This is a genomic window from Streptomyces hypolithicus (assembly GCF_052934925.1).
The window spans coordinates 2,039,108-2,056,013 of the sequence record NZ_CM128811.1 but is presented as its reverse complement, the minus strand read 5'-3'; the positions used below and the strand labels follow the sequence as shown (position 1 = coordinate 2,056,013).

The following is a 16,906-nucleotide window of genomic DNA, read 5'->3' as shown; positions in this document are numbered from 1 at the left end:
ACCGTCGACGACGCGGGGTCCTCCTCGGGTGCGCCGTTCGCCTCCGGCGCGGGTGAGGGGTTGTCGGTGGGTGCACCGTCCGGCTCGGGCGCCGAAGCGGGTGCGCCGGGCGCCGGGGGCCCGGACGCTGGGGGCCCGGACGCCGGGGGCGGCGACTCGCGTGACACGGGCCCGGCTGCCGCAACAGATGACGGGGGCGACGTGACCACAGAGCCGCAGGGCGCCCGCGACGGCGGGACCGAGGCAGCCGGTGCCGGGTCCGAGGCCGGTGCAGGGGCCGGGCCGGCCGGGCGGCCTCCCGGGCAGGGCGTGCTGCGGGCGGACGGCTCGGAGGAGGGCGTGCCGTCGGCGGTGGAGCCCTCGCCGTACCCGACCCCCCACCACGCCGTCGACCACACCGCCGAACCGACCGACGACCCGCTCGCCATCCGCCTGGAGCAGCTGATCCTCGGCGCTGAGCGCCGCTACACCCCCTTCCAGGCCGCCCGCACCGCAGGCGTCTCCATGGACCTCGCGTCCCGGTTCTGGCGGGCCATGGGCTTCGCCGACATCGGCCAGGCCAAGGCCCTGACCGAGGCCGACGTTCTCGCCCTGCGCCGGCTCGCCGGTCTCGTCGAGGCGGGGCTGCTCAGCGAGCCGATGGCGGTGCAGGTCGCACGGTCCACCGGGCAGACCACCGCCCGGCTGGCGGAATGGCAGATCGATTCCTTCCTGGAGGGCCTGACCGAGCCGCCGGAACCCGGCATGACCCGGACGGAAGTCACGTATCCGCTGGTCGAGCTGCTCCTGCCCGAGCTGGAGGAGTTCCTGCGTTACGTCTGGCGCCGTCAGCTCGCCGCCGCCACCGGACGGGTCGTCCAGGCCGCCGACGACGACGAGATGGTCGACCGGCGGCTCGCGGTCGGCTTCGCGGACCTCGTCGGATTCACCCGGCTGACGCGCCGCCTGGAGGAGGAGGAGCTGGGCGAGCTGGTCGAGGCGTTCGAGACGACCTGCGCCGACCTCGTGGCGGCCCACGGCGGCCGGCTCATCAAGACCCTCGGCGACGAAGTCCTCTACGCGGCGGACGACGCCGGTACGGCCGGCGAGATCGCGCTGCGGCTCATCGAGACGCTGGGGCCCGACCAGACGATGCCGGCGCTGCGCGTCGGCATCGCGTTCGGCACGGTCACCACCCGCATGGGCGATGTGTTCGGTACGACCGTGAACCTGGCCAGCAGGCTCACCTCGATAGCCCCGAAGGACGCCGTCATGGTGGACGGGGCGTTCGCTGAGGAGCTGTCGCGGACCGGGGACGCGCCGGTCTCGGGGTCGGAGGCGGCGGCCGAGGCGGAGAAGGCCGAGAAGGAGGGCGTGGAAGCCCCCTCGTACCGCTTCGGACTCCAGCCGATGTGGCAGCGCCCCGTGCGCGGACTCGGCACGGTCGAACCATGGCTCCTGACCAGGCGCACCAGGCCGTAAGACCGCCCCCCCCAATTGCCGGTCGTCTAAGCTCCCTCCGGTAACGAACGTTAACCGGGAGGGGCGCAGCCATGAGCGGGCAGCAGGAACAGCAGGAGCAGCAGAGATTCGGGGAGTTCGTCGGCGTACGCAGGCGCGGGTACGTCGCCGAGCTGGTCCTTGACCGGCCCAAGGCGATGAACGCCGTCTCCACCGACATGGCCCGCTCCCTCGCGGCCGCCTGCGACGCGCTCGGCGCGGACCCGCAGGTGCGCGTCACGGTGGTCACCTCCAGCCATGAGCGGGCCTTCTGCGTGGGCGCCGACCTCAAGGAGCGCAACTCCTTCACCGACGCCGAGCTGGTACGTCAGCGCCCGGTCGCCCGGGCGGCGTACACCGGCGTACTGGAGCTGCCGATGCCGACCGTCGCCGCCGTGCACGGCTTCGCGCTGGGCGGCGGCTTCGAGCTGGCGCTGGCCTGCGACCTGATCGTGGCCGACCGTACGGCGGTGGTCGGGCTGCCCGAGGTGTCGGTCGGCGTCATTCCCGGCGGCGGCGGTACGCAGTTGCTGCCGCGCAGGGTCGGGGCGGCGCGGGCGGCGGAGCTGGTGTTCACGGCGCGACGGGTCGAGGCGGCTGAGGCGGCGGAGCTCGGGCTGGTGGACCGGCTGGTGGAGGCGGGGCGGGACCGCGAGGAGGCGCTGGAGCTGGCCGCACGCATCGCCGCGAACTCGCCGGTGGGCCTGCGGGCGGCGAAGCGGGCGATGCGGCTCGGGCACGGCCTCGACCTGCGGGCGGGCCTGGAGGTCGAGGACGCGGCCTGGCGTTCGGTGGCCTTCTCGGGCGACCGGGCGGAGGGTGTGGCGGCGTTCAACGAGAAGCGCACGCCTCAGTGGCCGGGCGAATAAGGGCCTGGTGCGCGATAGGGGGCGGATCAGCCCGCGGCGTCGGATGCGGTGCATCGCAAGGCAGCGGAGCGTCCTCATAGCGGAGCTAGTAGGGCGTTTCGCCAACGCGGCGAGGTGCCGTAGCCGACGCCGCGGGCCCGTCCCCTTATCGCGCACCAGGCCGTAAGAGCGACCGGCGGATATGCGTGCCAGACCCCGCGACGCCGCCCCCTGTTTGCCGGTCGCTCTAAAGGTTCAAACCGGCACAAAACTCCCTAAGCTGGGGAGATGGGTGAGGATGCGCGGCTGCGGGCCGTCGTGACGCTGGCGCAGGCGATGGCGGCGGCGCACACCGCACGCGAGTCCTGGAGGGCGGCCGCGCTGGGCGTGAGCGAGGCCCTGGGTGGCACCTTCGCGGCGGTTTCGGTGTGGGAGCGCGAGCTGGGGCAGCTGCGGGTGCTCGTCAACGCGGGGGCACTGGCGCCGGGCGAGGAGGAGTTCCCCGAGGCGGAGACGTATCCCGTCCACCAGTTCCCGGAGATCGCCGAGTTCCTGCACGAGAAGTGGGCGGGCGGGGGCGGGCCGAACGCCTGGGTGGAGACGGCGGAGGGGGTGGCGGGGGGTTCGGCCGGTTCGGCCGGTCCCGGGGGCCCGCCGGGCTCGGCCGGGTGCTGCCATCAGCGGGTGGCGGCGCTGCGGCGGCGGGGGCGCGGGTCCTGCGTCGTGGCGCCGATCGTGCTGCGCGGACGGGCATGGGGCGAGCTGTACGTCGCGCGCCCGGCCGGCGCGCCGGTCTTCGGGCGGTCCGACGCGCACTTCGCGACGGTGCTGGCTTCCGTCGTGGCGGCGGGCATCGCGCAGATGGAACGGCTTGAGGAGATCAGCAAGCTCGCGTTCACCGATCCGCTGACGGGGCTGGCCAACCGGCGCGCCGTCGACATGGGGCTCGATGAGGCGGTCGAGCGGCACCGCGCGTCCGGGGCGGTCGTCAGCCTGGTGGTCTGTGACGTGAACGGCCTCAAGCGGGTCAACGACACGCTGGGCCATGCGGTGGGCGACCGTCTGCTTGAACGTTTCGGCTCGGTGCTTTCCGTGTGCGGGGCGATGCTGCCGGGGGCGCTGGCGGCCCGGCTGGGGGGCGACGAGTTCTGCCTGCTCACGGTGGGTCCGGGGTCGGACGCGGTGGTGCGGGTCGCGGAGCAGCTGTGCGTACGGGCGGGGGAGATGGAGCTCGGGGAGGGCGTCGCGTGCGGGGTCGCCTCGACGGGCGACCCCATCGGGCCGGTGCGGACGGCCCGGCGGCTGTTCCGGCTCGCCGACGCGGCGCAGTACCGGGCGAAGGCCGCGCGTTCGCCGAATCCGGTGGTGGCCGGGCGCGACGGGGCGGTGGTCCGGCTCGCCGACACGCCGCCGGCCGCGCCGCACGACCGCCGGCAGTTCCGGGGCCGGCGGCCGGAGGGGTAGGCGGGGCCAGGTGTGCGCGGTGAGATCCAGCCCCTCCGGCGTTCGAGCAGCGGGGGTCCGGGGCGGAACCCGGTGTGAAGGTGCGCCCCGGTAAGGGGTCCAGGTGGCGTCCGGTGGTGACAGGAAGGGATTCAGTCCGTAGGGTTCTGAATATGGATATGCACACAGTCGTGCTGGGGACGTCCGGGACGACCGCAGCGGACGTCATCGCCGTAGCCCGCCGCAACGCCAGGGTCGAACTCTCCGCAGACGCCCTCGCCGCCCTCGCCGCATCCCGCGAGATCGTCGACGCGCTGGCCGCCAAGCCTGAGCCCGTCTACGGCGTCTCGACCGGCTTCGGCGCCCTCGCCTCCCGGCACATCAGCCAAGATCTGCGCGCCCAGTTGCAGCGCAACATCGTCCGGTCACACGCCGCCGGGATGGGTCCGCACGTCGAGCGCGAGGTCGTACGCGCACTGATGTTCCTGCGGCTGAAGACCGTCGCCTCCGGTCACACCGGCGTACGCCCCCAGGTCGCGCAGACCATGGCCGACCTGCTCAACGCCGGGATCACCCCCGTCGTGCACGAGTACGGATCGCTCGGCTGCTCCGGCGACCTCGCCCCGCTCAGCCACTGCGCGCTCGCCCTGATGGGCGAAGGCGACGCAGAGGGCCCCGACGGAACCGTCCGCCCGGCCGGCGAGCTGCTCGCCGCCCACGGCATCGCACCCGTCGAGCTGCGCGAGAAGGAGGGCCTGGCCCTCCTCAACGGCACCGACGGCATGCTCGGCATGCTGATCATGGCGATCGGCGACCTCCAGCGGCTCTACACCTCCGCCGACATCACCGCCGCCCTCAGCCTCGAAGCCCTGCTCGGCACCGACAAGGTGCTCGCACCCGACCTGCACGCCATACGGCCCCACCCCGGCCAGGGCGCTTCGGCCGACAACATGCTGCGCGTTCTCGCCGGTTCCGGCCTCACCGGCCACCACCAGGACGACGCCCCCCGCGTCCAGGACGCCTACTCGGTGCGCTGCGCCCCGCAGGTGGCCGGCGCGGGCCGGGACACCCTCACGTACGCGCTGACCGTCGCCGAGCGGGAACTGGCCGCCGCCGTCGACAACCCGGTCGTCCTGCCCGACGGGCGCGTCGAGTCCAACGGCAACTTCCACGGGGCGCCGGTCGCGTACGTACTCGACTTCCTCGCTATCGCCGCCGCCGACCTCGGCTCCATCTGCGAGCGCCGCACCGACCGGCTGCTCGACAAGAACCGGTCCCACGGGCTGCCGCCCTTCCTCGCGGACGACGCGGGTGTCGACTCCGGGCTCATGATCGCTCAGTACACGCAGGCCGCCCTGGTCAGCGAGATGAAGCGGCTCGCCGCCCCGGCCTCCGTCGACTCGATTCCGTCCTCGGCGATGCAGGAGGACCACGTCTCGATGGGCTGGTCGGCCGCGCGCAAGCTCCGAACCACCATCGACAACCTGACGCGGATCATCGCCGTCGAGCTGTACGCCGCCACCCGCGGCATCGAGCTGCGCCACGGGCTCACGCCCGCGCCCGCCTCGCAGGCCGTCATCAAGGCCGTGCGGGCGGCGGGCGTAGAGGGGCCGGGGCCCGACCGCTTCCTGGCACCCGATCTGGCCGCCGCCGACACGTTCGTACGGGCGGGCAGGCTCGTCGAGGCCGTCGAGCCGGTGACCGGACCGCTGGCGTAACGGGTCACGCGTAACGGGGAGGGCCGTGCGTCAGACGGGGCGCACGGTCCTTCGCATGGAGTACGCCACGAAACCGGCGCCCGCACCGAGGAACGCCGTGCCGCCGATCAGATACGGGGTGGTGTCCACGCTGCCGGTGTCGGCGAGCACGAGCCCCTGGGAGGCGTCCCGCGCGGGCGCTTGCTCTCTCACGGCCGGGGCCGAGGCGGGCGCCTGGGGCGCGGACTCGTTATCCGCCGTGGCGTTGGCGGACGGTACGAACCACAGGGCACACAGGAGTGCGCCCGCGGCGGTGGCGGTCAGCAGCGGTCGGCGTGCGGACACGTAATCGATCCCCCTTGAGGCAACCGGGAATTGGCCGTGTGTCCCGATGCTAATGAACGCAGCGGCCCGCAGGAAAGTCGCGGGGGCCGTGGGCCGGCCTTGTGGGCTGATTGTTCTGATTTCTTCGGATCCAGGCGGACTGGAACGTACACATGCCCGGTCCCTGCCGGGGAAGGCGTTACGAAGGCAGTGCGTCCATGACCTGGACGATGCGGAAGATGACGGGCACCTCGCGTAGCGTTCTCCGGAACGTCGGCCCGAGGGTCGGCCGGAAGGTCGGCTCACGACAGCACGCCCCCGCCGCAACCAGCGGCGGCGCGGCCGCGTCTGTCAGTGGTGTTCCCCACATTGCCCCCGGATGCGGAACGAACGCGCCGGTGGGGGCGTTGTGGGCAGTGGCAGGGTAACGCTGCCCGGCGGACCCTGCCGGGGATGTGTGTGGCGAATCGGCGACGATGGAGAAGCGTGTGATGACGGACAGCAAGCGGCGCAGGCGCCTTACCGCCGTGTCCGCACTGCTTGGCGGGGCTTTGGTGCTTTCGGCGTGCGGCGGCGCGGACTTCGGCGAGAAGTCCGGCTCCGGGGCCAGTGCCGAGAGCACGAAGAGGCCGCAGTCGGACGTCGACGAGGCGGCGGCCAAGGAGACCTCCAAGGCGCGAATAGCGATCACCCCCAAGGGCGGCGCCGACAACGTCAGCATCAACAGCGGCACCAAGGTCACCGTCACCGAAGGCAAGCTGACCAAGGTCACCATGACTTCGTCGGCCGGCGAGGAGGTCGCGGGCACCCTCACATCCGACGGCAAGAGCTGGAAGCCGGACGGGCAGCTGGAGCGCTCGACGACGTACAAGATCTCGGTGACGGCGGCCGACTCTGAAGGCCGTAAGGCGCACGAGAACAGCTCCTTCACCACCGTCTCGCCCGACAACAGCTTCATCGGGAACTTCACCCCCGAGGACGGCTCGAAGGTCGGCGTCGGCATGCCCGTGTCGATCAACTTCGACAAGGCGATCACCGACAAGGCGGCCGTCCAGGGCGGCATCAAGGTGTCGTCGAGCAGCGGCCAGGAAGTCGTCGGCCACTGGTTCAACTCCCAGCGGCTGGACTTCCGCCCGGAGGACTACTGGCAGGGCGGCTCCACGGTCACCCTGAAGCTGGAGCTCGACGGCGTCGAGGGCGCCGAAGGGAAGTACGGCGTCCAGGACAAGACCGTCACCTTCACCGTCGGCCGAAACCGAGTCAGCACCGTCGACGCCAAGACGAAGACGATGACCGTCACGCAGGACGGCAAGACCGTCAAGACGATCCCGATCTCGGCGGGCGCGCCCGACAACCCGACGTACAACGGTCAGATGGTGATCTCCGAGAAGTTCACGGAGACCCGGATGAACGGTGCGACGGTCGGCTTCACCGACGACGACGGCAAGGGCGAGTACGACATCAAGGACGTGCCGCACGCCATGCGGCTGTCCACGTCGGGCACGTTCATCCACGGCAACTACTGGGGCGACGACTCGATCTTCGGCAGCGCCAACACCAGCCACGGCTGTGTCGGTCTGAACGACGCCAAGGGCGCCAACGACCCCAAGCAGCCCGGCGCGTGGTTCTTCAACAACTCGCTGGTCGGCGACGTGGTCATCGTCAAGAACTCCCCGGACAAGACCATCAAGCCGGACAACGGCCTCAACGGCTGGAACATGGACTGGGCACAGTGGAAGGCCGGCTCCGCCGTCTGATCCCACGCCGCCAACTCCCTTCCGGGCGCCACCCCGCACCACGCGGGGTGGCGCCCGTCGCCGTTCCCCCGCCCCGCGCCCCCCGCTCTCGTACGGACTCATACGAATCTCAGGGCGGCCTCGTTCACCCCGCGCACCCTGACCGGCCCCCGGGCGCGCCACCGCTGGGTGTCCCTGCTGGTGGACGCCGCCGACGAGACGGGCCTGCCGGACGACCCCGAGTTTCCCCCGCTGGGGCTGGGGCGAAGCACCGCCCTATCAGCCCTGACCGGCGGCGCTCGAACACCAGGGCCAGGGGGTGGGTGAATCGGTCCGAACCGGGCAGGCTCGAAGCCATGACCACTTCTGTTGCCGCTTACGCCGCGCCCGCCGCCAACGCCCCGCTGGAGAAGATCTCCGTGCCCCGGCGTCAGGTGGGCGAGCACGACGTCCTGATCGAGATCAAGTACGCCGGAATCTGCCACTCCGACATCCACCAGGCCAAGGACGGCTGGGGCGAGGGCATCTTCCCCATGGTCCCCGGCCACGAGATCGCCGGTGTCGTCACCGAGGCAGGCGCCGGCGTGACCAAGCACGCCGTCGGCGACCGGGTCGGCGTCGGGTGCTTCGTCGACTCGTGCCGCGAGTGCACGTACTGCGAGCAGGGCCTGGAGCAGTTCTGCGAGCAGGGCATGACCGGCACGTACAACGCCCTCGACAAGAACGGCGAGCCGACCTACGGCGGCTACTCCACGCACATCGTCGTGGACGAGAACTACACCCTGCGCATCCCCGAGGGCATCTCCCTCGACGTGGCCGCGCCCCTGCTGTGCGCCGGCATCACGCTCTACTCGCCGCTCGTCCACTGGCACGCCGGCCCCGGCAAGAGGGTCGCGATCGTCGGGCTCGGCGGCCTCGGCCACATGGGCGTCAAGATCGCCCACGCCCTGGGCGCCGAGGTGACCGTACTCAGCCAGAGCCTGCGCAAGCAGGAGGACGGCCTGCGGTTCGGCGCCGACCACTACTACGCGACGAGCGACCCGAAGACGTTCGAGGAGCTGACCGGCAGCTTCGACCTGGTCGTCTCGACGGTTTCCGCGCCGCTCGACATGGACGCGTACATGAGCCTCGTGAAGACGGACGGGGCGTTCGTGAACGTGGGGGCGCCGGAGGAGCCGAACTCGCTCAGCATGTTCTCCCTGATCGGCGGCCGCAAGACGCTGGCCGGTTCGATGATCGGCGGCATCCCCGAGACGCAGGAAATGCTCGACTTCTGCGCGCAGCACGGGCTGGGCGCCGACATCGAACTGATCCGCGCCGACCAGATCAACGAGGCGTACGAGCGGGTCCAGGCGAGCGACGTGCGCTACCGGTTCGTGATCGACGCGGCGACCATCTGACGGCGGGCCCGGAGCAGACCGCGGCGCGGATGAGCGCCCTCGCTACGGCTGACTGAGCGGCTGCGGGCCCGGGGACACCGGGCCCGCAGCCGCTGCCGCAGCCGCACGCCACTGGTCCCGCGTCAGCGCGTACTCGACTTCTCCGTGCTCGGCGCCCTCGATGGAGCCCTCGGGCCAGTCCCCGTACCAGCGGCGTACGAAGTGGAGTCCCGCCCTTTCCATCACGCGCCGCGAACGCGTGTTCACGTGCATGGTGTTCGCGGTGACCCGCCGCGAGCCGAAGCCGGCGAAGGCCTGGTGGATCAGCGCGCGCGAACCTTCGGTGGCGTACCCCTTTCCCCACGCTTCCTTCGCGAGCCGGTACCCGAGCTCGACGACGTCCGCGCTGTCCTCGGTGAGCGGCCGCAGCTCGAACCAGCCATGCCTACGCCACCCTGCGGGCGAACCTGCGGGCCGGGAACCTCGGCAAGCCAGGCTCGAAGCGGTACCGCCGGGCCACGCAGAAGCCGGTCGGGTTCCGGGCCGGGTCGGCGCAGCCGTATGACGACCGCATGCTGTCCTGGCAGCTGGATGCGGGCACCGCCTCCAGCTGGACCACCAGCGGCCGGATCAAGGGCGTCGCGTTCACCGGCAGCCCGGACCAGCTGAAGACGCTCGCCTTGTACCGCAGGGGTGAGCCGGACCTGCTGTGCCGGGACGGCGCCTGGTTCCTGATCGCCACCTGTGAGGTTCCCGAAGCCCAGCTGAACACCGATCCGGTGGACTTCCTGGGTGTGGACCTGGGGATCGTGAACATCGCTACGACCTCGGACGGTCAGATCATGGCCGGACGGCAACTGAACCGCCTGCGGGTACGGGACCGGAAGCTGCGCACCAAGTTGCAGAAGAAGAACACCAAGTCTGCCAAGCGCCGCGCGCAGCGCAGGCGCCGCAAGGAAGCGCGGCGGGCGAAGGACATCAATCACAAGATCGCGAAGAAGATCGTGGCTGAGGCGACACGCACCTCGCGCGGGATCGCCCTGGAAGATCTCACGGGCATCCGCGCGAGGGTACGGCTTCGCAAGCCCCAACGGGCCACGCTTCACAGTTGGGGGCCATGTGGTGATCGGCTCGCTGGACGCCGAGTAGACCTCCAGGAGCGAGAGATAACCGGCCGTGGTGAAGACCATCACCCCGGCGTCCTCCGGTACGGAATACCAGGCGTCCGCAGCCGGATTACCGTGCGCCGGGGACGGCTGGACCACCGTGCGGTCCACGGTCAGATCGACCGTCGCACAGCCGCATCGACATCGGCCCGTCATCTGCGCGTGCGGGATGGATCTGGGCGCGCAGAGCGCTGCTCACCGGATCGGGACCGGCAAGCAGCGCGTGCAGCGTCGCCGTCACAGTCGGCGAGAGGGGTTCAGCCATCGGCCTTCGCGACGCCGATGGGGCAGGAGACGCCCGTCCCGCCGATGCCGCAGTAGCCTGCGGGGTTCTTGTCGAGGTACTGCTGGTGGTACGGCTCCGCAGGCCAGAAGGGGCGGCCGTCCGCCGGGAGGATTTCCGTGGTGATCGTGGCGTGGCCCGAGGCTGTGAGGACCTTCTGGTACGCCTCGCGGGACGCCTCCGCCGCTGCCGCCTGGGCGGGGGAGTGCGTGTAGATCGCCGAGCGGTACTGCGTGCCGACGTCGTTGCCCTGGCGGAAGCCCTGCGTCGGGTTGTGGCTTTCCCAGAAGACCCTGAGCAGCTGTTCGTACGAGACGGCCGACGGGTCGAAGACGACGCGCACCGCCTCCGTGTGCCCGGTCAGGCCCGAGCAGGCCTCCTCGTACGCGGGGTTTTCCGTGTGGCCGCCCTGGTAGCCCACGAGCGTCGTCCACACGCCCTCCGTCTGCCAGTACTTACGCTCCGCGCCCCAGAAACAGCCCATCCCGAAGTCCGCCGTCTCCAGGCCTTCGGGATACGGGCCCACCAGGGGATTGCCCAGGACCGTGTGCCGGGACGGGACCTCGAACTCGGGGGTGGAGCGGCCCTTCAGGGCCTGTTCGGGGGTGGGGAGCTGGGGGGTACGGCCGAAGATCATGCGGGCTCTCCTCTGGGACGATGTACGCCTCACGTTCAACGCACGAGGGCGGCCAGGGATTCCGCGCCGGGCTCCCGGTATCCCGTCAGGGTGCGGTCAGGGTCCGGTCAGTGTCGAGGCGGTGTCCGGTGCGGATACGCTCGCGCAGCGCCTCAGCCCGGCAGCGTCGCCGGGCTGCCGCCGTTCGCCTCGTACCCGGCGACCGCGAGCGCCCGGTAGACCGCGTAGTCGGCCGCCGGGTCGGGGCTGTGGGTCCAGGGCAGGGCGCCGACGTGGCCGTCGACGTGGCGGAGTTGGTGCATGGCCTCGGACCAGCGTTCGGCGCGGACCAGGAAGAGGATCAGCAGGTGGCGTACGTGCGCGAGCATCGGGTCGTCGGCGCGGGCGGCGTGCACCGCGTACAGCGCGCCCTCCATCGCCTTGGTCACCACCGCGCTCTGGTAGAAGCCGCCCACCAGGTTGACCTCGGGCAGGTGCTCGTACACCGCGAAGAGCGGAAGCGCGGCGAGCAGTGAGCCCTGCGGGGCGCGGGCGGCGGCCGCGGTCGCGAAGGCGTCGGCGTACGCGCGTGATCCGTGCCAGTTCTCGCTGCGGTAGCTGAGCGCGGCGAGGTGGGCGCCCATGTGGGTCGGGGCGCGGTCGATGACCTTCGCCCACAGCTGGTCGAACTCCGGCTCCGGGTAGGCCAGTCCGCGGGCCACTGCCAGTTCGGTGAGGTACGGGACGGGGTCGCCCGGCGCGAGCAGCGTCGCCTCGGCGCACACCGTGCGGGCCTCCTCCAGGATGATCCGGAAGTCGTCGGTCCCCGGTGTCGACGTGCGCCACGCCTGCTGCACCAGGAACTCCGCGTGCACCTGCGCCCCGCCCGCGTCCTTCGGCGACTCGGCGCGCCACGCCCGCAGCCAGCGCCCGCCCTCGCCGGGCCGCTGCGCCAGCTCCAGGGACGCGGCCCCGGCGAAGGCCTGCACACGCTGCCAGCGCACCTCGCCGTCCTTGGGTGTCCCGGCGAGCAGCTGCGCCGCGGCCTGCCACTCCTGCGAGCGCTGCACCACTTCCAGTACGTCCTCCAGGTCCTGGTCCGGGCCCGGCATCCGTACGTCGAGCAGCTCCTGGCGTACGAAGCCGTAGTCGGCGGGGTCGGCGGCGTCGGGGGAGCCGGGCGCGACCAGACGGATGCCGCCGGCGCGCCTGCGCAGGACGACGGGACCGATGACCGCCGCCAGGATGCACAGCGCGATCAGGAACCAGAGAATCTCCATGGCTCCATTGTCCCGGACGCCGGCACAACCGGGACGGGCCGGGGGCGGGAACGAACTACGCTCGGGTCCCATGAGCGACCAGCACAGTTTCGAGACCCTCGCGATCCACGCCGGGAACACCGCGGACCCTCTCACGGGCGCGGTCGTCCCGCCGATCTACCAGGTGTCCACGTACAAGCAGGACGGCGTGGGCGGACTGCGCGGCGGCTACGAGTACAGCCGCAGCGCCAACCCGACACGCACCGCCCTGGAGGAGAACCTCGCGGCGCTGGAAGGCGGCAGCCGCGGGCTGGCCTTCGCGTCCGGGCTGGCGGCGGAGGACTGCCTGCTGCGGACCCTGCTGAGCCCCGGCGACCACGTGGTCATCCCCAACGACGCCTACGGCGGCACCTTCCGGCTCTTCGCCAAGGTCGTCTCCCGGTGGGGCGTCGAGTTCTCGGTGGCGGACACGTCCGACCCGGCGGCGGTACGGGCCGCCCTCACCCCGAAGACCAAGGTGATCTGGGTCGAGACCCCCTCCAACCCGCTGCTCGGCATCAGCGACATCGCGGCGCTCGCGGGTGTCGCGCGGGCGGCCGGGGTGCGTCTGGTCGTCGACAACACCTTCGCCAGCCCCTACCTCCAGCAGCCGCTGGCGCTCGGCGCGGACGTCGTCGTGCACTCCACGACGAAGTACATGGGCGGGCACTCCGACGTCGTCGGCGGCGCGCTGATCGTGAGCGACACGGCGCTGGGCGAGGAGCTGGCGTACCACCAGAACGCGATGGGCGCGGTGGCCGGGCCGTTCGACGCGTGGCTGGTGCTGCGCGGGATCAAGACGCTGGCGGTACGGATGGACCGGCACAGCGAGAACGCGACCCGCGTCGCCGACATGCTGACCCGTCACGCGCGCGTCACCCAGGTCCTCTACCCGGGTCTGCCCGAGCACCCCGGTCACGAGATCGCCGCCAAGCAGATGAAGGCGTTCGGCGGCATGGTGTCGTTCCGCGTCGAGGGCGGCGAGGAGGCGGCGGTCGAAGTCTGCAACCGGGCGAAGCTGTTCACGCTCGGTGAGTCGCTGGGCGGCGTGGAGTCGCTGATCGAACACCCCGGCCGGATGACGCACGCGTCGGTGGCGGGGTCGGCGCTGGAGGTTCCGGCGGACCTGGTGCGGGTCTCGGTGGGGATCGAGTCGGCGGACGACCTCCTGGCGGACCTGAAGCAGATGCTGGGCTGACCGCCGCGCCCCGGGGGACGCCCCGGCCCCCTCCCAACGCCCCGGCCCCCTCCCGCCGCCGGGACGGAGGGCCGGGGCGTTTCCCGCCTGGGGCAGCCTGTACGGGCTGTGGGATCCAGTCGGCTTTGTCCCTTCGGCACCCGAGGAGACGGCGCCGCATCGGCGGGCAGCTCCAGCGCCTGGTTCCGGTTCCAGGGCGCCCGCTCCGCGCCGGGCGTCCGGGCCGGCGCGCGAGACCAGGCGAATCAGATCCCCGGCTTCTCGTCGTCCATGGACTCCCGGACCATCTGGCGAAGCTCCGGGGTGTCCTCGTGCTCGTGGACGGACACCGCGTGCTCGGCGGCCGCGCGTACGACTTCCTCTTCCTCGCCGGCGATCCTCAGGCTGCAGTTGCTCACGCTGGGCGCCTTCCGGCAGTCGGCCACTCTCCGGGTCATGACGATCTCCTCGGCTCGTGTGCACGGCCCCCCTACCAGCGTAGATCAGGGCAAAGCGGCAGGCGCCGCCTACCAGCCCTCCAGCGGCGGCGCCACATCCGACGGCGGCACCCGCCACGGCTCCGCCGCCCCCGCCCACAGCGCGAACGCCACCACCGCCAGCGCGGCCAGCACCCACAGCACCCGCCGTACGGCAAGGCGGCGCCGCAGCAGCCGGGCCCCGCGCTCGGCGGCGCGTACGGCGAGGTCTGCGGGGACCGGCGGGTGGGGCCCCTCCAGCAGGCGCCGCACCTCGTCCTGCTTGCGGTCGACACGGCTCATGGCGCCCCGACGCCGTCCCGGACCCGGCCCCGGTTCCAGACGCCGCCGCCGTCCCGGATCCGGCCCCGGTTCCGGACGCCGCCCCCGCACGCCGCTCACCGCTGCGCATCACCGCGATCGCGCGCGAACAGATCGCCCGGACCCGCTCCGCCGGCAGCCCGATCTGTGCCGCCGTCTGCTCTTCGGCCACGCCCTCGTACAGGCGCAGAACGAGAATCAGCCGTTCCTGCGGTGTCAGCCGCGCCAGCACCCCGCACCTGTCCCCGGCGCCCGGCCCACGCCGCGGCCGAGGCCATCGGCGCTCCCACCCCCACCCCCGGCGCCACGCTCCGCGCGCGTACCGCAAGGCCAGTTCCTGGCGGGTGCGGTCGTACGGATCCTCGCCCCGCAGCCGGTCCCAGTCCGCGTACGTGCGGGAGAGCGCCGCCGTCAGCAGCCGCCGCGCGCCGGAGTTGTCGTACGGCGGCTCGGCCGTCAGCAGCGTCGCGGCATGCAGCAGCCGCCCTGCCGCGCCCGCCACGAACGCCTCGAACTCACGGGCCCTGCGGCGGTTCGTCGCTGCCTGCCGCTCTCGCACGCCCTCATATCAGGCCAAGAACGGGCCCGGGGTCAAGAGGTCGGCGCCACCTCGGAAGCGTCCTCCGCACCCGCCTCCGCGCCGGTCTCCGCCGCCGCCGCGCTCTGACGCGCCGAGAGGGCGCCGTTGAAGCGCGTGAGGAGCGTGCAGAAGGAGTCGCGTTCCTCCGGGCTCCAGCCGTCCGTCACCTGCGCCATCAGCTCGCGGCGCGAGGACCGTACCTCGTTCAGTCGCGCCTGCCCGCGCGGCGACAGCTGGAGCACGACCGCCCGGCCGTCCTCCGGATGCGACGTGCGCTTGACCAGCCCCGTGTCGACGAGCGGCGCGACCTGCCGGGTCACCGTCGAGGAGTCGATCCCCATGCCCGCCGCGAGCGCCTTGACGCCCATCGGGCCTTCCTGGTCGAGCCGGTTGAGCAGCAGATACGCCGCGCGGTCCATGGAGTTGCGGACCTGCCCGACGCCGCCGAGCCTGGTCTGTTCGGCGCGGCGGGCGAAGACGGCCACCTGGTGCTGGAGGGCATCGAGGAGGCCGGTGTCCGGATCAGTCGTCATGTCCTGGGAGGTGGGCATGGCTGGGGGCTCTCTTCGTGCGGTGGTCGGTTTGGTGGGGGACAGAGTACGCGGGTGGCAGCGGGTGCGTACCGGCGCTGCGAGAAACGGTCGGGAACGGTGGGCAACGGTGGAACGGGCTCCCGCCCCGGCCGTCGCGCCACCCCCGAGCTGCCAGACTTGCTGACATGAGCTTCAGTACGCCCGACCCCCTGCGCACCCTGATCCTCGACGACATACGGGGGGCGCAGAAAATGCTCTCCGGTGTCGCCAGGTGCACGGCGATGGAGGGCAGCCGCTACCTGTCGCAGCTGGTGGGGGGCCCGGTCCTGCTGAAGTGCGAGAACCTCCAGCGGACCGGCTCGTTCAAGCTGCGGGGTGCGTACGTACGTATCGCCGGCCTGTCCCCGGAGGAGCGCGCGGCGGGCGTCGTGGCCGCCAGCGCCGGCAACCACGCGCAGGGCGTCGCGCTCGCCTCCTCCCTGCTCGGCGTGCGTTCCACGGTGTTCATGCCGGTCGGGGCTCCGCTGCCGAAGATCGCGGCGACCCGCGACTACGGCGCGGACGTACGCATGCACGGACAGGTGGTGGACGAGACGCTGGCCGCCGCGCAGCGGTACGCCGACGAGACGGGCGCGGTCTTCATCCACCCCTTCGACCACCCGGACATCGTCGCCGGCCAGGGCACGCTCGGCCTGGAGATCCTGGAGCAGTGCCCCGAGGTACGGACGATCGTCGTCGGCGTGGGCGGCGGCGGGCTCGCGGCGGGCATCGCGATCGCGGTGAAGGCGCTGCGCCCCGACGTGCGGATCATCGGCGTACAGGCGCAGAACGCGGCCGGCTACCCGCCGTCGCTGGCGGCCGGACGGCCGGTGACGCTGGAGACGGCGATGCAGACGATGGCGGACGGCATCAAGGTGGGGCGGCCCGGCGACATACCCTTCGCGATCATCAATCAGCTGCTCGACGGGGTCGTCACCGTCACCGAGGACGAGCTGGCGAGTGCGCTGCTGCTCTGCCTGGAGCGGGCCAAGATGGTCGTGGAGCCGGCCGGCGCGAGCTCGGTCGCGGCGCTGCTGAGCAGGCCCGAGTCGTTCGAGGGTCCGGTCGTGGCGGTGCTGTCGGGCGGCAACGTCGACCCGCTGCTGATGCAGCGCATCCTGCGCCACGGCATGGCCGCCGCGGGCCGCTACCTGTCGCTGCGGCTGCGCCTGTCCGACCGTCCGGGGGCGCTGGCGACGCTCCTGGGGGTGCTGTCGGTGGTGGACGCCAACGTGCTCGATGTGGGTCACGTACGGACCGATCCGCGGCTCGGACTGACCGAGGTGGAGGTGGAGCTGCACCTGGAGACGAAGGGCCCCGAGCACTGCACGGAGGTCAGGTCGGCGCTGCGGGAGTCGGGATACACGGTGATGGTCTGAGGGCCCTGAAGGGTTTCCCGAATCCCTTCCCGTAACGCGATACATCGCGTTACTGTGTGTCTCGCGTAAATCCGTTTCACCGAGCGGCGGATCCCGGTGAAAATTAAAGTTCGCGTAGGACACACCCAAACC

Annotated in this window: 14 protein-coding genes and 3 pseudogenes; 9 read left to right on the top strand and 8 right to left on the bottom strand. The window is 71.8% G+C overall.

The window, feature by feature from the left end; all coding sequences use genetic code 11:
* The first annotated feature begins 351 nt into the window (after positions 1 to 351).
* The 4 genes from ACU6WZ_RS09415 (at position 352) to hutH (ending at position 5,488) form a co-directional block, all read left to right on the top strand.
* Positions 352 to 1,461 (top strand): adenylate/guanylate cyclase domain-containing protein, encoded by a 1,110-nt coding sequence (locus tag ACU6WZ_RS09415; protein WP_447033951.1) that lies wholly within the window; start codon positions 352 to 354, stop codon positions 1,459 to 1,461.
* A gap of 71 nt (positions 1,462 to 1,532) precedes the next feature.
* Complete coding sequence (locus ACU6WZ_RS09410; RefSeq protein ID WP_447032661.1) at positions 1,533 to 2,348, top strand: enoyl-CoA hydratase/isomerase family protein; 816 nt, start codon at positions 1,533 to 1,535, stop codon at positions 2,346 to 2,348.
* 267 nt (positions 2,349 to 2,615) lie between these two features.
* Positions 2,616 to 3,791 (top strand): GGDEF domain-containing protein, encoded by a 1,176-nt coding sequence (locus ACU6WZ_RS09405; RefSeq protein WP_447032660.1) that lies wholly within the window; start codon positions 2,616 to 2,618, stop codon positions 3,789 to 3,791.
* A 152-nt stretch (positions 3,792 to 3,943) separates the two neighbouring features.
* Positions 3,944 to 5,488, top strand: a complete 1,545-nt coding sequence (gene hutH, locus ACU6WZ_RS09400; RefSeq protein ID WP_447032659.1) for a histidine ammonia-lyase — start codon at positions 3,944 to 3,946, stop codon at positions 5,486 to 5,488.
* A gap of 30 nt (positions 5,489 to 5,518) precedes the next feature.
* Here hutH and ACU6WZ_RS09395 read toward each other — a convergent pair whose 3' ends face one another.
* On the bottom strand, positions 5,519 to 5,812 hold the full coding sequence (locus ACU6WZ_RS09395; protein WP_447032658.1) for a hypothetical protein: 294 nt from the start codon (positions 5,810 to 5,812) through the stop codon (positions 5,519 to 5,521).
* A gap of 455 nt (positions 5,813 to 6,267) precedes the next feature.
* On the opposite strand from ACU6WZ_RS09395, the gene ACU6WZ_RS09390 reads away from it, so the two are divergent.
* Together ACU6WZ_RS09390 and ACU6WZ_RS09385 are read left to right on the top strand one after the other, a co-directional pair.
* Entirely contained in the window at positions 6,268 to 7,548 is a 1,281-nt protein-coding gene (locus ACU6WZ_RS09390; protein WP_447032657.1) for a L,D-transpeptidase, read from the top strand.
* Positions 7,549 to 7,883: 335 nt separating this feature from the next.
* Entirely contained in the window at positions 7,884 to 8,927 is a 1,044-nt protein-coding gene (locus ACU6WZ_RS09385) for an NAD(P)-dependent alcohol dehydrogenase (protein ID WP_447032656.1), read from the top strand.
* Positions 8,928 to 8,969: 42 nt separating this feature from the next.
* Here ACU6WZ_RS09385 and ACU6WZ_RS09380 read toward each other — a convergent pair.
* A pseudogene (locus tag ACU6WZ_RS09380) lies at positions 8,970 to 9,347 on the bottom strand (GNAT family N-acetyltransferase); the annotation flags it as partial.
* On the opposite strand from ACU6WZ_RS09380, the pseudogene ACU6WZ_RS09375 reads away from it, so the two are divergent.
* A pseudogene (locus ACU6WZ_RS09375) lies at positions 9,338 to 10,018 on the top strand (transposase); the annotation flags it as partial. The pseudogenes ACU6WZ_RS09380 and ACU6WZ_RS09375 sit on opposite strands and share 10 nt — an antisense overlap.
* Positions 10,019 to 10,329: 311 nt before the next feature.
* On the opposite strand, the gene msrA reads toward ACU6WZ_RS09375, so the two are convergent.
* Together msrA and ACU6WZ_RS09365 are read right to left on the bottom strand one after the other, a co-directional pair.
* On the bottom strand, positions 10,330 to 10,992 hold the full coding sequence (gene msrA, locus ACU6WZ_RS09370) for a peptide-methionine (S)-S-oxide reductase MsrA (RefSeq protein ID WP_447032655.1): 663 nt from the start codon (positions 10,990 to 10,992) through the stop codon (positions 10,330 to 10,332).
* A 152-nt stretch (positions 10,993 to 11,144) separates the two neighbouring features.
* Entirely contained in the window at positions 11,145 to 12,251 is a 1,107-nt protein-coding gene (locus ACU6WZ_RS09365; protein ID WP_447032654.1) for a major capsid protein, read from the bottom strand.
* A 70-nt stretch (positions 12,252 to 12,321) separates the two neighbouring features.
* On the opposite strand from ACU6WZ_RS09365, the gene ACU6WZ_RS09360 reads away from it, so the two are divergent.
* A complete protein-coding gene (locus tag ACU6WZ_RS09360) occupies positions 12,322 to 13,467 on the top strand; it encodes a cystathionine gamma-synthase (RefSeq protein ID WP_447032653.1) in 1,146 nt (381 codons plus the stop codon).
* Positions 13,468 to 13,712: 245 nt separating this feature from the next.
* Here ACU6WZ_RS09360 and ACU6WZ_RS09355 read toward each other — a convergent pair whose 3' ends face one another.
* The 4 genes and pseudogenes from ACU6WZ_RS09355 to ACU6WZ_RS09340 form a co-directional block, all read right to left on the bottom strand.
* Positions 13,713 to 13,904 (bottom strand): DUF1059 domain-containing protein, encoded by a 192-nt coding sequence (locus ACU6WZ_RS09355; RefSeq protein WP_447032652.1) that lies wholly within the window; start codon positions 13,902 to 13,904, stop codon positions 13,713 to 13,715.
* Between the two features lie 69 nt (positions 13,905 to 13,973).
* Positions 13,974 to 14,225 carry a hypothetical protein gene (locus ACU6WZ_RS09350; protein ID WP_447032651.1) on the bottom strand — a complete coding sequence of 84 codons (252 nt, stop codon included), beginning with the start codon at positions 14,223 to 14,225 and terminating at the stop codon, positions 13,974 to 13,976.
* Between the two features lie 76 nt (positions 14,226 to 14,301).
* Positions 14,302 to 14,802, bottom strand: a pseudogene (locus tag ACU6WZ_RS09345) (sigma factor-like helix-turn-helix DNA-binding protein); the annotation flags it as partial.
* Between the two features lie 32 nt (positions 14,803 to 14,834).
* A complete protein-coding gene (locus ACU6WZ_RS09340; protein WP_447032650.1) occupies positions 14,835 to 15,374 on the bottom strand; it encodes a MarR family winged helix-turn-helix transcriptional regulator in 540 nt (179 codons plus the stop codon).
* A gap of 167 nt (positions 15,375 to 15,541) precedes the next feature.
* Between ACU6WZ_RS09340 and ilvA the strand changes: the two genes are divergently transcribed.
* Positions 15,542 to 16,774: a threonine ammonia-lyase gene (gene ilvA / locus ACU6WZ_RS09335; protein WP_447032649.1), complete on the top strand. Its 1,233-nt coding sequence runs from the start codon at positions 15,542 to 15,544 to the stop codon at positions 16,772 to 16,774.
* Positions 16,775 to 16,906 lie beyond the last annotated feature (132 nt).